The sequence below is a fragment of the Pseudomonas sp. JE3303 genome (genome assembly GCF_056312565.1).
In genome coordinates this window covers 307,340-321,075 of sequence record NZ_JBWGIF010000002.1, presented here as the reverse complement: position 1 = coordinate 321,075, position 13,736 = coordinate 307,340, and the positions used below count along the sequence as shown (strand labels likewise).

Here is a 13,736-nt window from a genome sequence, read left to right as displayed (position 1 = left end):
CCGAAGCACCTGTTTCGGCCGCTTGCTTTCAGCCTTCCTTCCTGACCCTGAACCAGGCCGCGTACAACGCCGGCAAGAACAGCAAGGTCAGCGCCGTGGCCACGATCAGCCCGCCCATGATCGCCACCGCCATCGGGCCGTAGAACACACTGCGCGACAGCGGGATCATCGCCAGCACGGCCGCCAGCGCCGTGAGCACGATAGGCCTGAAGCGCCGTACCGTGGCCTCGATGATCGCCTGCCAGCGGTCCAGCCCCCCGGCGATGTCCTGCTCGATCTGGTCCACCAGGATCACCGAGTTGCGCATGATCATGCCCGCCAGGGCGATGGTGCCGAGCATGGCGACAAAACCGAATGGCTGGCGGAACACCAGCAGGAACAGCGTCACCCCGATCAATCCCAGGGGCGCCGTCAGGAATACCATCACCGTGCGCGAGAAACTGCGCAGCTGCAGCATCAGCAAGCTGAGCACCACGACGATGAACAGCGGCATCCCGGCGTTCACCGACTTCTGCCCCCGCTCGGAGTCCTCGACGGTACCGCCGACCTCCAGCAAGTAGCCATCCGGCAGCTGCGCCCGCACTGGATCCAGGGTCGGCAGGATCTGCCGCACCAGGCTGGCGGGCTGGTCCTTGCCGTAGATGTCGGCGCGCACCGTGACCGTGGGCAGGCGGTTGCGGTGCCAGATGATGCCTTCCTCGAAGCCGTACTCCAGGGTCGCCACCTGCGACAGCGCAACGCTCTGCCCGTTGCTGGTGGGCACGGCCAGGCTGCCCAGGCGCTCGAGTTCGCTGCGCTCACGCTGGGTCCCGCGCAACAGGATCTCGATCAGCTCGTTGTCCTCGCGGTACTGGCTCACGGTGGAGCCGGTCAGCGAACCCTGCAGGAAGCGCGACAACTGCGCCGTGGTGACCCCCAGGGCGCGGGCGCGATCCTGGTCGATGTCGAGCAGGATCACCTTGCTCGGCTCTTCCCAGTCCAGGTGCACATTTACCACATGGGGGTTCTCGCGCACCTTGGCCGCCACCTGGCGGGCCAGGGCACGTACCTGCTCGATGTGCTCGCCAGTGACGCGGAACTGCACCGGATAGCCCACGGGCGGGCCGTTCTCCAGGCGTGTGACCCGGGCGCGCAGGTCAGGGAACTGCTCGTCCAGCGTCTCGATCAGCCAGCTGCGCAAGGCCTCGCGGTCCTCGATGCTGCTGGCCAGCACCACGAACTGGGCGAAGCTGGCCGCAGGCAACTGCTGGTCCAGCGGCAGGTAGAAGCGCGGCGATCCGGTGCCCACGTAGGCCACATAGTTATCGATGCCAGCCCGCGCCTTCAGCAAACCTTCCAGCCGCGTGACCTGTTCTGTGGTGTGGCTCAGCGAAGCGCCTTCGGCCAGTTTCAGGTCGACCATCAGCTCCGGACGGCCCGAGGCCGGGAAGAACTGCTGGGGCACGAAGCGGAACAGCAGGATGCTCCCGATGAACGCAGCGATGGTCAGCAGGATCACTGTCTTGCGCCGCCGCACGCACCACTCCACCACCCGCCGCACACGGTGGTAGAACGGCGTGGCGTAGGGGTCGGCCGCCCCCTCGGCGCTGCCATGGCGGGCCGCATGACGCTTGGCCAGGTCCGGCAGCAGGCGCTCGCCCAGGTAGGGCACGAACACCACCGCCGCAACCCAGGAGGTCAGCAAGGCGATGGTCACCACCTGGAAGATCGAGCGGGTGTACTCGCCGGTGCTCGATTGAGCCGTGGCGATCGGCAAGAAGCCCGCGGCGGTGATCAGGGTACCCGTGAGCATCGGAAACGCCGTGCTCGACCAGGCATAGCTGGCCGCCTTGAGGCGGTCAAAACCCTGTTCCATCTTGATCGCCATCATTTCCACCGCGATGATCGCGTCATCCACCAACAGGCCCAGCGCCAGCACCAGTGCCCCAAGGGAAATCTTGTGCAGGCCGATGCCCAGGTAATGCATGGCGGCGAAGGTCATCGCCAGCACCAGCGGAATCGCCAGGGCGACCACCAGGCCAGTGCGCATCCCGAGCGAGAAAAAGCTCACCAGCAGCACGATGGCCAGCGCCTCGACCAGCACCTGGACGAATTCGCCCACACCCGCCTTCACGGCCGCGGGCTGGTCGGACACCTTGCGCAGCTCCATGCCGGCCGGCAGGTTGTGGGACAGCCGGGCGAACTCCACCTCCAGCGCCTTGCCCAGCACGAGGATGTCACCGCCGTCCTTCATCGACACGGCAAGCCCGATCGCATCCTCGCCCATGAACCGCATGCGCGGCGCGGGTGGGTCGTTGAAGCCGCGGTGCACCTGGGCCACATCACCGATGCGGAAGGTCCGGTCACCGACCCGGATGGGAAAATGCTCGATCTGCTCGACGCTGTCGAAGCGCCCGCTGACCCGCAACTGCAAGCGCTCGCTGGGGGTCTCGAAGAACCCGGCCGCGCTGACCGCGTTCTGCTCCTCGAGCGCCTGCTGCACTGCGGCCAGCGGCACGCCGAGGGTAGCCAGCTTGACGTTGGACAGCTCGATCCAGATCTTCTCGTCCTGCAGGCCGAGCAGCTCGACCTTGCCGACATCCTTGACCCGCTGCAGCTGGACCTGGATGCGGTCGGCATAGTCCTTGAGCACCGCGTAGTCGAAACCGGCGCCCGACAGGGCGTAGATGTTGCCAAAGGTGGTGCCGAATTCATCGTTGAAGAACGGCCCCTGCACGCCAGCCGGCAAGGTCTGGCGGATGTCGGCGACCTTCTTGCGGATCTGGTACCAGAGCTCGGGAATGTCGGCCGAGTGCAGCGAGTCGCGGGCCATGAAGGTGACCTGCGATTCGCCAGGACGCGAGAACGAGACGATCTTTTCGTACTCGCCCGTCTCCATCAGTTTCTTCTCGATGCGCTCGGTGACCTGGCGCGAGACTTCCTCGGCGCTGGCGCCGGGCCACAGGGTACGGATCACCATGGCCTTGAAGGTGAAGGGGGGATCTTCACTTTGCCCTAGCTTGCTGTACGACATGACGCCCATCGCAGCCAACAGGATCATCAGGAACAGTACGATCTGGCGATTGCGCAGCGCCCAGGCGGAAAGGTTGAATCCCATCGTGACTTACTCCTTGGCCGCCACGTTCACCATTCGATTGGTGCGGTCCACCGGCCGCACCTGCTGGCCTTCCTGCAACACATGGCCCCCGGCCGCGACCACCCAGTCGCTGGCCTCCAGCCCCTCGAGCACGGGCACGCTTTCGGCGCCATACGCCCCAAGCCGCACCGCTACACGCTCCAGGCGATTCTCAGGGGAAACCCGCCAGACATAGGCCTGGCCGTTCTCGGCGGTCACCGCCGACAGCGGCACCGCCAGCGCCGGCCGTTCACCCTGGGCAATGAACACCCGGGCGCTCTGTCCCAGCTGCGCGGGGACCGTGCTGGCGGTGAAGGCGATGCGCGCCGCGAACGTGCGCGAACGCGGATCGGCGGCCGGCGACAGTTCGCGGATGTGCCCGGCGAATCGCTGGTCTGGCTGCGACCACAGCTCGACGTTCACGGGCTGTCCCACCGTGAAGCGGCCGAACTGCTGCTCGGGAATCCCGATCGCCACCTCGCGCTCGCCATCGGCGGCCAGGGTGAACACGCTCTGGCCGGCGGCAACGACCTGGCCGACCTCGACCAGGCGCTTGGCGATGAGCCCGTCGCGGGGCGCCCGCAGCACGGCGTAACCGGCCTGGTTGCCCGCCACGTCGGCTTCGGCCCGCGCCTGCTTGAGCCGAGCCATGCCGGCCCGGTAGAGATTTTCGGCGCTGTCGTACTGGGAGTGGCTGACCATCTGCCGGTCGAGCAGCTTCTGGTAGCGGTCACGCTCGGCGCGCACCAGGCTCAGGTTGGCCTCGGCCGCGGCGAGCTGGGCGCGGTTGGCCTCCAGTTGCAGGCGCACGTCCTGCGGGTCGAGTTCGGCCAGCGGTTGCTCGGCCTTGACCCGCTGCCCCTCCTCGACCAGGCGCTTGCTGACCTTGCCCGCGATGCGGAAGGCAAGCTCCGGCTCGAAGCGCGCGCGCACCTCGCCAGGGTAGCTGTCGGAGGTGGAGCTGGCCGGCTGGGGCTGGACCACCAGGGCGGGACGCGGCGCGGCGGGCGGCGCCGGCTGCTCCCCGCAGCCGGCGAGCAACAGCGCGAAAAGAGTGGGCAGGGCAAGGGGCAAGGCATGGCGCAACATGGTGAATGACCTTCTGCGAGGGGCATTTCGAATATTTATACTGGCCAGTATATTAATCCAGGGAACCGGAGCGCGGAAGCCGGTGCCTGCGAGAAAAAGCGTTTTGACCAACCGGCAGCCGGTTACAGCCGTCCCCTTCGCAACCCGGTAACATGGACGACCTTTTCCAGCCTATGCACACCACAATGCCCAACGACGCAACCAACGGCCCAGGCCGGCCAAAGGACATGGCCAAGCGCGAGGCCATTCTCGAAGCCGCGAAGGCCCTGTTCCTGAGCCTCGGCTATGCCAACACCAGCATGGATGCGGTCGCCACGGCGGCAGGTGTTTCAAAACTCACGGTCTACAGCCACTTCACCGACAAGCAGACATTGTTCGAATCAGCCGTCATGGCGACCTGCCAGGCGCAGTTGCCCGAGATGATCTTCGAACTGCCCGAAGCGGTGCCGGTCGAGGACGTGCTGCTGAACATCGCGCGCAGCTTCCAGGCGTTGGTCAGCAGCGACGAGGCGGTCAAGCTCAGTCGATTGATCATAGCCCTGGGCAACCAGGATCCTGGTTTCGGGCACTACTTCTACGAAGCGGGTCCCAAGCGGGTCCTGGGGGAGATGCAGGCGCTGCTGCGCGATATCGATGCGCGGGGGCTATTGCGCATCGACAGTCCCGCGCGCGCCGCCGAGCATTTTCTCTGCCTGATCAAGGGGGCGCCGGACTATCGCTTGCTGCTGGGCTGCGCCCCGGCTCTGCAAGGCGCCGAGGCCGAGGCGCATGTGCGGGAAGTGGTGGGCTTGTTCATGCGGGCCTACCGGGCATGACCCGGCCGCCGCCGTGCCCTGTGTGCCACCTCAGGCCTTGAGGGTCTTCTTGGGGTAGATATCGTACCGGCTCGACTTGCCTTCCAGGCTATGACTCGGCTTGGCGCCCTCGATGACCGGCGCCTTGCGCGGGCGCTTCACCACCACCCGGTGAGTGGCCAGCGCCAACGCCGCCTCAAGCAACGCGGGCGCATCCAGGTCATCCCCGACCAACGGCCGGAACACGCGCATTTCCTTTTTCACCAGTGCGCTTTTCTCGCGATGCGGAAACATCGGGTCAAGGTAGATCACCTGCGGCGGCTCGCCCTGCCACTGGCGCATATGCTCGATGGCGTTGCCGGTCAACAGCCTCATCCGGGCCACGATCGGCCCGATCTCGTCATCGCCACGGGCCCGCGCCAGCCCGTCCTCCAGCAATGCGGCAATCAACGGCTGGCGTTCGATAAGCGTCATCTGGCAGCCCAGGCTGGCGAGCACGAATGCATCCTTGCCCAGGCCTGCCGTGCAGTCGAGCACCTGCGGGCGCACGCCTTGGGCGATGCCCACGGCCTTGGCGATCATCTGCCCGTTGCCGCCCCCGAACAGACGGCGGTGCGCGGCCTGGCCTTCGACGAAGTCCACACGCACAGGGCCCGGCGCCTGCGGACCCAGTTGCTGGATCTGCAGGCCATCGGCGCCGACCTGCACGGCAAATCCCGCCTCGTCATCCATCAGCGGCAACCCCAGGCGCTGCGCCCATTCGCTGGCCTGGGCCAGAAACTCGGGCGCCAGGGCCTCGACCCGGATGCCGCCTACCTGCTCTTGCTCGTCCATCAGTTCACGCACTCAAAAAAATTCAAGAAATCCCCGGCCTGGGCCGATACACGCAGTATCCGCTATTGTGCCAGAGCCCTACCCCCGCGACTGCCATGACAGACACACTTCCCATTGGCTCGGCCTATCTTTCGCCCGTTGGCGACTATGGCCGGCACAACACCCAGGCATTGGGCGGCGTCAGCCATCTGTGGCAGGACTTCTTTGCCCGGGCGCTGGCCGAGCAGCAAGGTGAGGAAGCAGGCAGCGCGGCCTCGGCCGCCGAGCAATTCGACAAGGTCAGCGGCGAACCCATCGGCGGTGCCCGGGTACTGGCCCAGATAAATACCCAGCGCCTGTGCCAGGTGCGCGACACCGTGGTGGCGCCACCCGAGCCGCTGTTCCTGCCCAAGGCCGAATTCGAGATGGACCTGCTGGACCCGGCGCCCGAGCCGTTCAGCGCGGTCGAGCTGATCGAGCAGCAACGCGAGCTCGACCTGAACAACAACTGGCTGCGTCCGGTGGTCATGAGCCAGGGCCAGGCGGTTGCCGAACCTGGCCCGGGCCCGGCGCCGCGCCCCCTGTTCCTGCCGATCGCCGAGTTCGAGACGAGCCTGCTGGACAACGCCCCGCAACCCTACGACGAGCCCACTCTCGCCGCCCAGCAGTCGGCACTGGACTTCGACAACCATTGGGCACGCCCAGTAGTGCTCAACAACGTGCGCGCCCACGCCTGAGGTCAGCGGCAGATCTGCCAGCGGCCCATGTCCAGGTGAAAATGATTGTGGTGCGCGGCATTGTAGTCAGGCCCCAGAACCGAACTGAAACTCTCGCAGCCTGCCTTCTGCACCTCGCGCAGGAACTGCGCCTTCGTCCCCTCCCCCCGCCAATCCCTGGATAGCACGATGCGCTGGCCGTCCGCCAGGCGAAAGCCGCTGATGTCCAGGGCGTTGGCCGTGGCGTGCTGGCTGAGCCGTCCCTGCTTGCGGTTATAGACGTTGCGGCAGGCAAAGCTGCCCAGGTGATCGACCTGGGTGACGCGCTGGCCAAAGGCCCGTTGCGCCGCGGGTTGCAGGCCGTGATGCTCGAAAAGGGCATAAGCCACCGCGAGCGGGCAACTGGCGAGGAAGCTGCTGGAAAGACGCGCCTGGCCCGCTTCGACACGCAGGACATTGCTCAAGGGACACTTGGCCGAGGCCGGGCTGTCGGCCTGCTTGCGGTAGCGCAACGACGAGGTTGCCAACGCCTGCTCGCAGAGCTGCGGATCAGCCCGCAGCCGCGACAGCTTGTAGGAGGTCAGCAGGTTGGGCGGCTGCTCGACGTTCAATGGGGCCCGCGGGTTCCAGGCGTCTGGCAGACGCCACCCCTGGTACCAGGCTACCCCTGCCCCCACCAGTACGATGAGCAGCAGCACCAGTGAAGGACGCACGGGCCCTCAGCGTCGGAACAGGTCGTTGAGCTCGCTGAACGGCACGGCCTGCTCGCCGTAGCCGAACGTGCCCTGGTCACGTATCTCCAGCGCCGCACGCTGCAGTGCGCCGAAGGCTGCCCGCGCCAGGGACGAGCCGACGCTGATGCGGCGCACGCCCAGGTCCTGCAGCTGGTTGACGGACAGCGGCACACCGCTCATGCCCATCAGTACATTGACCGGTTTTGGCGCAACCGCCTGGACTACCGCGCGAATCTCCTCGACGCTGCGCAGCCCCGGTGCGTAAAGCACATCGGCACCCGCCTCGGCAAATGCCTGCAGGCGCTTGATAGTGTCATCCAGGTCGAGCCGTCCGTGCAGCAGGTTTTCGGCACGTGCGCACAGGGTGAACGGGAATGGCAGACTGCGGGCGGCCTCGACGGAGGCCCGTACCCGTTCCACCGCACGGCCGAAGTCGTAGATAGGGGCCTCGGCTCGCCCGCTGGCGTCTTCGATGGACCCGCCCACCAACCCGGCCTCTGCAGCGCGCAGGATGGCCTCGGCGCAGCCTTCAGGCTGGTCGGAAAAACCGTTTTCCAGATCGGCTGCCACCGGCAACGGCGTGGCGTCGACGATGCCTTGGGCGTTGGCAAGGGTTTCCTCAAGGCTCATCGCGGCTTCGGCATCCGGGCGGCCCAGGGAAAAGGCCAGCCCTGCGCTGGTGGTCGCCAGGGCCTCGAAGCCCAGGCTCGCGAGCAACCGGGCGGAGCCTGCGTCCCAGGGATTGGGGATGACGAAGGCGCCGTCTCGCTCATGCAGCGCCTTGAACGCTTCGGCACGCAGGGTTTGCACATCCATGGTCACAACCTCAGGCAGATGAAATGAGTCGTCAGAGTAGTCCCAGTTGTTCGACCCCAGGCGCGCGCGGCAATTCCGGCAGAGGCGCAAGGCCGGGCAGGCGCTCCATCAATCGCTGGTGAAACAGCCTGGCGAGCGCGGCGGCCTGCAGGTTGTCAGCGGTGTGCAGGAACACGTAGGGACTGCGGCCTTCTTCGACCCAGGCAGCGACCTTGTCCAGCCACGGCAGCAGGAACGGCTCGTTGGCCTCCAGCACCGGATGGCCGATGAAGCGCACTTGCGGATGCTGGCTGAACGCCGCCGGGCGCGGCGGCACGTTGGGCTTCTTTGCCTGCGCGTGCAGTACGCCCGCCTCGCGGGAGGTGCAGCTGAACAGCGCGCGGGGATCCAGGCAGATGCGCTCCACGCCGCGTTCATGCAGCAGGCGGTTGAGCTGGCGCTCGGGCTCGCCACGGGCAAAGAACGCGTCGTTGCGCACCTCCACCGCCAGCGGCGCACCGACCTCGTCGAGGAAATGCATCAGTTCGCCGACCCTGGCGGGGCCGAACGCTGCTGGCAATTGCAGCCAGTAGGGCGCGACCCGCTGGCCCAGCGGCGCAAGCAGGCGCATGAAGTCGAACGCCGCGTCCACCCGCTCGCGCAGATCGCCGGCATGGCTGATATCCCGTGGGAATTTGGCCGTGAAACGAAAGTGCGCCGGCATGACCCGGGCCCAGCGCTCTACAGTCGAGGGGGCGGGACGAGCATAGAAGGTGGTATTGCCTTCAACAGCATTGAAGACCTGGCTGTACAAGGCGAGAAAGTCGGCGGGACGGGCGTCGGCCGGGTAGAGATACTCGCGCCAGGCGTTTTCGCTCCACGAGGGGCAACCGAGGAAATAAGGCAGAGGGGACGCAATCATGCGTCAAATGTACAGGTCCAGCCCCATCACTTCTATCTCCCAGTCCACGAAACCCGCGGTGCTGAGGTAACTGGCCAGGGCGGTGGCGGTTCGCCGGTCCTGGGCACGGGGGTGGATCATGTCCTGCTGACGGGCAGGCAGCCCGCTGGCCTGGCGGCTGCTTCGGGCCGGCTGGGCAACTTCGGGCTCACCGACCAGCTCGGCATCTTCCACGCCCTCGTCACGCACCGGCGCTTTACGCGGGGCACGCTTGACGGGATATGAGGGTGAGGAAAAGCCGTCGATACGCATGAAAAGCTACTCGGGATCATTGATGGCAAATTAGCAGCATCAGAATCCGTTCGCTAATGCCTACGTGATAACTGGACCACGGATCAGACAAAAGGTTTTATAGCGGGTCGCGATAGCCGACGAACTGCGCTCAACGTGCCTTGGGCGTGGCAACGTTGTCACGCAGGTAGACCGGCTGCGCCTGATCGGCCGCGATAGCCTCCCCCCGCGCCCATGCGAAACCCGCCAGGCTCAACAGGTCGAGCGCATTGGGCAACAGGCTGGCATCACTGGCCGAAGCCTGCACCGCCAGACGTTCGGCGTAGCCCCAGCCGGTACCGGCACCGAACCACTCACCGGTGCAGTCCTGCGGCAAGCTCACGCGCTCCGGGGCGATCACCGTCTCCTGGCCGCAAAGGCGCATCTCGCCGTCGTGGGCCTGGTAGCAACCCCAATACACTTCGTCCATGCGCGCGTCGATGGCGGCCGCCACCTGCAGTGCGCCGCGTTCACGCAAGGCGCCCTGGGCCAGAGCCGCCAGGTTGGACACCGGCAGCACCGGGCGATCCAGCGCGAAGGCCAGCCCCTGGACCACACCGATGGCGATACGCACGCCAGTGAAAGCCCCGGGGCCGCGGCCGAAAGCGATCGCATCGAGGGCGTTCAAGCCGATACCGGCGTCGGCCAGCAGCGCCTGGATCATGGGCAACAGCTTCTGCGCGTGCTGACGGGGGATCACCTCATAATGGCTGCTGACCCGCCCCTCATGCAGCAAGGCAACGGAGCAGGCTTCAGTGGCGGTATCCAGGGCCAGCAAGGTGGTCATCGAAAGCGGTCTCAGGCATGGGAAAAAGGAGCGGCAGTATAAACGACAACGGCCCGCAAGCGGGCCGTTGTGTGCATCAGGGGCAGATCAGCTCAGGGCTGCCAGCACCTTGGCGGTGATCGCTTCGACCGAGCCGACACCTTCGATGTGGCTGTACTTCGGCTTTCCGCCATTGGCGTTCGACAGATTCTGGTAGAACTCCACCAGCGGCTTGGTCTGGTCGTGGTACACCGACAGGCGATGACGCACGGTCTCTTCGGTGTCGTCCTTGCGCTGCACCAGCTCGTCACCGCTGACGTCGTCCTTGCCTTCGGTTTTCGGCGGGTTGTAGACGATGTGGTAGACGCGGCCAGAGGCCTCGTGAACACGGCGGCCGGCGATACGCTGGACGATTTCTTCGTCAGCCACGGCGATCTCGACCACGGCATCGAGCTCGACACCGGCGGCAACCAGGGCTTCAGCCTGCGGGATGGTGCGCGGGAAGCCGTCGAACAGGAAACCGTTGGCGCAATCTGGCTGGGCAATGCGGTCCTTGACCAGGTTGATGATCAGCTCGTCGGAAACCAGCTTGCCAGCGTCCATGACCGCCTTGGCTTCCAGGCCCAGCGGAGTGCCAGCCTTGACGGCGGCGCGCAGCATGTCACCGGTGGAAACCTGTGGAATACCGAACTTTTCGGTGATGAATTTTGCCTGAGTACCTTTACCGGCCCCGGGAGCTCCCAGCAGAATAACGCGCATCTTGTGCTCCTCAATTTTTTGTAAGCAAATCAATGGATTCGGCAGCGAGGGCCAAGTCCGGAAAACGGGTATTGACCACAAATGGGTCAAAAGGCTGCTCAAGATACACAGCGCCCGACACCCATACAAGCATCCCCCGGCAGGAACGCCACCCCGCTTGCGCAGGGTTCGCGGGTTGGTTGCACCCGGCGCAACCAACCCCCTGACCGTGCTCGCTGCCCTGTCCTGCACCCCCTGCCCTCCCCGGGCAGGCGGCCTCAGCCGGTGTTGCGCAACCCGGCGGCGATACCGGCCACCGTCACCAACAAGGCCTGCTCCAATGGGCTGTCCAGAGCGGCCTGGCGATCCCGCGAGCGGGCCAGCAGTTCGGCCTGCAGGCGATGCAGCGGGTCGAGGTAGGTGTTGCGCAGCCGGATGAATTCAAGCGTCTCGGGGCTGTGCGCCAGTAGCACCTGCTGCCCGGTCAGGCCCAGTACCACCTGGCATGACTGCGACAATAGGTCGCGCAATCGTGCACCTAAAGGAAGCAGTCCGGGTTGCACCAGACGTTGGTCGTAGGCCTGGGCAATTTCGGCGTCCGCCTTGGCCAGGACCATCTCCAGCATGTCGATGCGTGTGCGGAAGAACGGCCACTGTTCGCGCATTTCGCCGAGCACCGCACTCTCCCCGCGCGCCAGGGCGTTGCTCAGTGCCGTCTCCCAGCCAAGCCACGCCGGCAGCATGAGCCGCGTCTGGGTCCAGCCGAAGATCCAGGGAATGGCCCGCAGGCTTTCAATGCCCCCGGCACGGCGCTTGGCCGGCCGACTGCCCAGCGGCAAGCGGCCCAGCTCCTGTTCGGGAGTGGACTGACGGAAGTACTCGACGAAGTCAGGATTCTCGCGCACCACCGCGCGGTAGGCCTGGACGCCATCGGCGGCCAGCTCGTCCATCAGCTTGCGCCAGGCCGGCTGCGGGGGTGGCGGCGGCAGCAGTGTCGCCTCAAGAACCGCCGCCAGGTACAGGTTGAGGTTCTGCTCGGCGATGCCTGGCAGGCCGAACTTGAAGCGGATCATCTCGCCCTGCTCGGTGGTGCGGAACCGCCCGGCCACGGAACCCGGGGGCTGCGAAAGAATCGCCGCGTGAGCCGGGCCGCCACCACGGCCCACGGTACCGCCACGGCCATGGAACAGCAGCAGTTCGACCTGGTGTTCGCGGCAGATGCGCACCAGGTTTTCCTGGGCGCGGTATTGGGCCCACGCAGCCGCCGTGGTGCCCGCATCCTTGGCCGAATCGGAATAGCCGATCATCACTTCCTGAGGGCCATGCAGACTGGCGCGGTAGCCTGGCAGCTGCAGCAGGCACTCCATGACAGGTCCGGCATTGTCCAGGTCGGCAAGGGTTTCGAACAGCGGCACCACGCGCATCGGCCGGGTCAGCCCGGCCTCCTTGAGCAGCAGCTGCACCGCCAGCACGTCCGAGGCGGCCCCAGCCATGGAAATCACATAGGAGCCCAAGGATGCGGCCGGCGCAGCGGCAATCTCGCGGCAGGTCGCCAGCACTTCGGCGGTGTCGTCCTGAGGCCTGAAGTGCGCGGGAAGCAAGGGACGGCGGTTTTTCAGCTCGTCCTGAAGAAAGCGCACACGCTGCGCTTCGTCCCAGTCTTCATAGCGGCCCAGCCCCAGGTAGTCGGTGATCTCCGACAGCGCGGCGCTGTGGCGGGCAGCATCCTGACGCACGTCCAGGCGCACCAGGAACAGCCCGAAGGTCACCGCCCGGCGCAGGCAGTCGAGCAACGGCCCATCGGCGATCACGCCCATGCCGCATTCATGCAAGGACTGGTAGCAAAGCTGCAGAGGTTCGATCAGCTGGCGGCTGTCGGCCAGGACCTCAGGCCCGGGCGGCTGGGGGGCCGCCAGCGACGCGTGGGCCCAGCTGCGCGTGGCCCGCAGGCGTTCTCGCAATTGCTTGAGCAGGCTGCGATAAGGCTCGGCACTGTCGCCCACCCGCTCACGCAGCGCAGCGCTGGCCTGCTGCATGGACAACTCGGCGGCCAGGTCGTCGATGTCGCGCAAGAACAGGTCGGCGGCCATCCAGCGCGCCAGCAGCAGCACCTCGCGGGTGACCGCGGCAGTGACGTTGGGATTGCCGTCGCGGTCCCCGCCCATCCACGAGGCAAAGCGCACCGGCGCAGCTTCCAGGGGCAGGCGCAGGCCGGTGGCCTCGAACAGGGCCTTGTCGACCTTGCGCAGATGGCTGGGGATAGCCTGCCACAACGAATGCTCGATCACCGCGAAGCCCCACTTGGCCTCGTCTACCGGCGTCGGCCGGGTGCGGCGGATTTCCTCTGTGTGCCAGGCTTCGGCGATCAACCGGCGCAGCCGCTCACGCACCTGCTCGCGCTCCGCGGGCGCAAGATCGCGATGGTCCTGGGCGGCCAGTTGCGCGGCGATGGCGTCGTACTTCTGGATCAACGTGCGGCGGGCCACCTCGGTGGGGTGGGCGGTCAGCACCAGCTGGATATCCAGCTTGCCCACCTGCCGGGCCAGCGCATCGCCGCTGTGGCCAGCCTGCTTGAGACGGGCCAGCAGCTCGGGCAACACGCGGGCCTCGAACGGCTCTGGCTGACCGGCATCGCGGCGTCGGATCAACTGGTACTGCTCGGCGATATTGGCAAGGTTCAGAAACTGGTTGAAGGCCCGGGCAACGGGCAGCAGGTCTTCTTCGGCCAGGTCATCCAGCGCCGAGTCCAGCTGCTCGGCGCCTCCGCGCCTGTCGGCCTTGGCCCCATGGCGGATGTCCTCGATCTTGCCGAGAAACGCCTCGCCGTACTGCTGGCGGATGGTATCGCCCAGCAGCTCTCCCAACAGATGCACATCTTCACGCAAGCGCAGATCAATATCGGTCATCGGGCCTTCTCTCCAGCGCGGCCTGCCGCGCACCAGCTC

The 13,736-nt window shown here is 66.3% G+C and carries 12 protein-coding genes; 2 read left to right on the top strand and 10 right to left on the bottom strand.

Annotated features, from left to right (window positions below; all coding sequences use genetic code 11):
- Positions 1-28: 28 nt before the first annotated feature.
- On the bottom strand, positions 29-3,097 hold the full coding sequence (locus AC0ZZU_RS04910) for an efflux RND transporter permease subunit (protein WP_476339417.1): 3,069 nt from the start codon (positions 3,095-3,097) through the stop codon (positions 29-31).
- Between the two features lie 6 nt (positions 3,098-3,103).
- The gene (locus tag AC0ZZU_RS04905) at positions 3,104-4,204 is read right to left on the bottom strand and encodes an efflux RND transporter periplasmic adaptor subunit (RefSeq protein ID WP_476339416.1); all 1,101 of its coding nucleotides are present in this window, start codon (positions 4,202-4,204) and stop codon (positions 3,104-3,106) included.
- A gap of 173 nt (positions 4,205-4,377) precedes the next feature.
- Here AC0ZZU_RS04905 and AC0ZZU_RS04900 point away from each other — a divergent pair, with 173 nt between their 5' ends.
- A complete protein-coding gene (locus AC0ZZU_RS04900; protein WP_476339415.1) occupies positions 4,378-5,019 on the top strand; it encodes a TetR/AcrR family transcriptional regulator in 642 nt (213 codons plus the stop codon).
- A gap of 30 nt (positions 5,020-5,049) precedes the next feature.
- Here AC0ZZU_RS04900 and AC0ZZU_RS04895 read toward each other — a convergent pair whose 3' ends face one another.
- Positions 5,050-5,832 (bottom strand): class I SAM-dependent methyltransferase, encoded by a 783-nt coding sequence (locus AC0ZZU_RS04895; protein WP_476339500.1) that lies wholly within the window; start codon positions 5,830-5,832, stop codon positions 5,050-5,052.
- Positions 5,833-5,927: 95 nt separating this feature from the next.
- Between AC0ZZU_RS04895 and AC0ZZU_RS04890 the strand changes: the two genes are divergently transcribed.
- Complete coding sequence (locus AC0ZZU_RS04890) at positions 5,928-6,548, top strand: energy transducer TonB (protein WP_476339414.1); 621 nt, start codon at positions 5,928-5,930, stop codon at positions 6,546-6,548.
- 2 nt (positions 6,549-6,550) lie between these two features.
- Here AC0ZZU_RS04890 and AC0ZZU_RS04885 read toward each other — a convergent pair whose 3' ends face one another.
- From AC0ZZU_RS04885 to ppc, 7 genes are all read right to left on the bottom strand, one after another.
- Positions 6,551-7,240, bottom strand: a complete 690-nt coding sequence (locus AC0ZZU_RS04885) for an extensin-like domain-containing protein (RefSeq protein WP_476339413.1) — start codon at positions 7,238-7,240, stop codon at positions 6,551-6,553.
- Positions 7,241-7,246: 6 nt separating this feature from the next.
- On the bottom strand, positions 7,247-8,077 hold the full coding sequence (locus tag AC0ZZU_RS04880) for an isocitrate lyase/PEP mutase family protein (protein WP_476339412.1): 831 nt from the start codon (positions 8,075-8,077) through the stop codon (positions 7,247-7,249).
- Positions 8,078-8,108: 31 nt separating this feature from the next.
- Complete coding sequence (locus AC0ZZU_RS04875; protein ID WP_476339411.1) at positions 8,109-8,978, bottom strand: DUF72 domain-containing protein; 870 nt, start codon at positions 8,976-8,978, stop codon at positions 8,109-8,111.
- Between the two features lie 3 nt (positions 8,979-8,981).
- Positions 8,982-9,269 (bottom strand): hypothetical protein, encoded by a 288-nt coding sequence (locus AC0ZZU_RS04870; RefSeq protein ID WP_476339410.1) that lies wholly within the window; start codon positions 9,267-9,269, stop codon positions 8,982-8,984.
- Between the two features lie 130 nt (positions 9,270-9,399).
- Positions 9,400-10,074 (bottom strand): tRNA (adenosine(37)-N6)-threonylcarbamoyltransferase complex dimerization subunit type 1 TsaB, encoded by a 675-nt coding sequence (gene tsaB / locus AC0ZZU_RS04865; protein ID WP_476339409.1) that lies wholly within the window; start codon positions 10,072-10,074, stop codon positions 9,400-9,402.
- An 87-nt stretch (positions 10,075-10,161) separates the two neighbouring features.
- On the bottom strand, positions 10,162-10,812 hold the full coding sequence (gene adk / locus AC0ZZU_RS04860; protein ID WP_476339408.1) for an adenylate kinase: 651 nt from the start codon (positions 10,810-10,812) through the stop codon (positions 10,162-10,164).
- A 257-nt stretch (positions 10,813-11,069) separates the two neighbouring features.
- Complete coding sequence (gene ppc / locus AC0ZZU_RS04855; protein WP_476339499.1) at positions 11,070-13,697, bottom strand: phosphoenolpyruvate carboxylase; 2,628 nt, start codon at positions 13,695-13,697, stop codon at positions 11,070-11,072.
- Positions 13,698-13,736 lie beyond the last annotated feature (39 nt).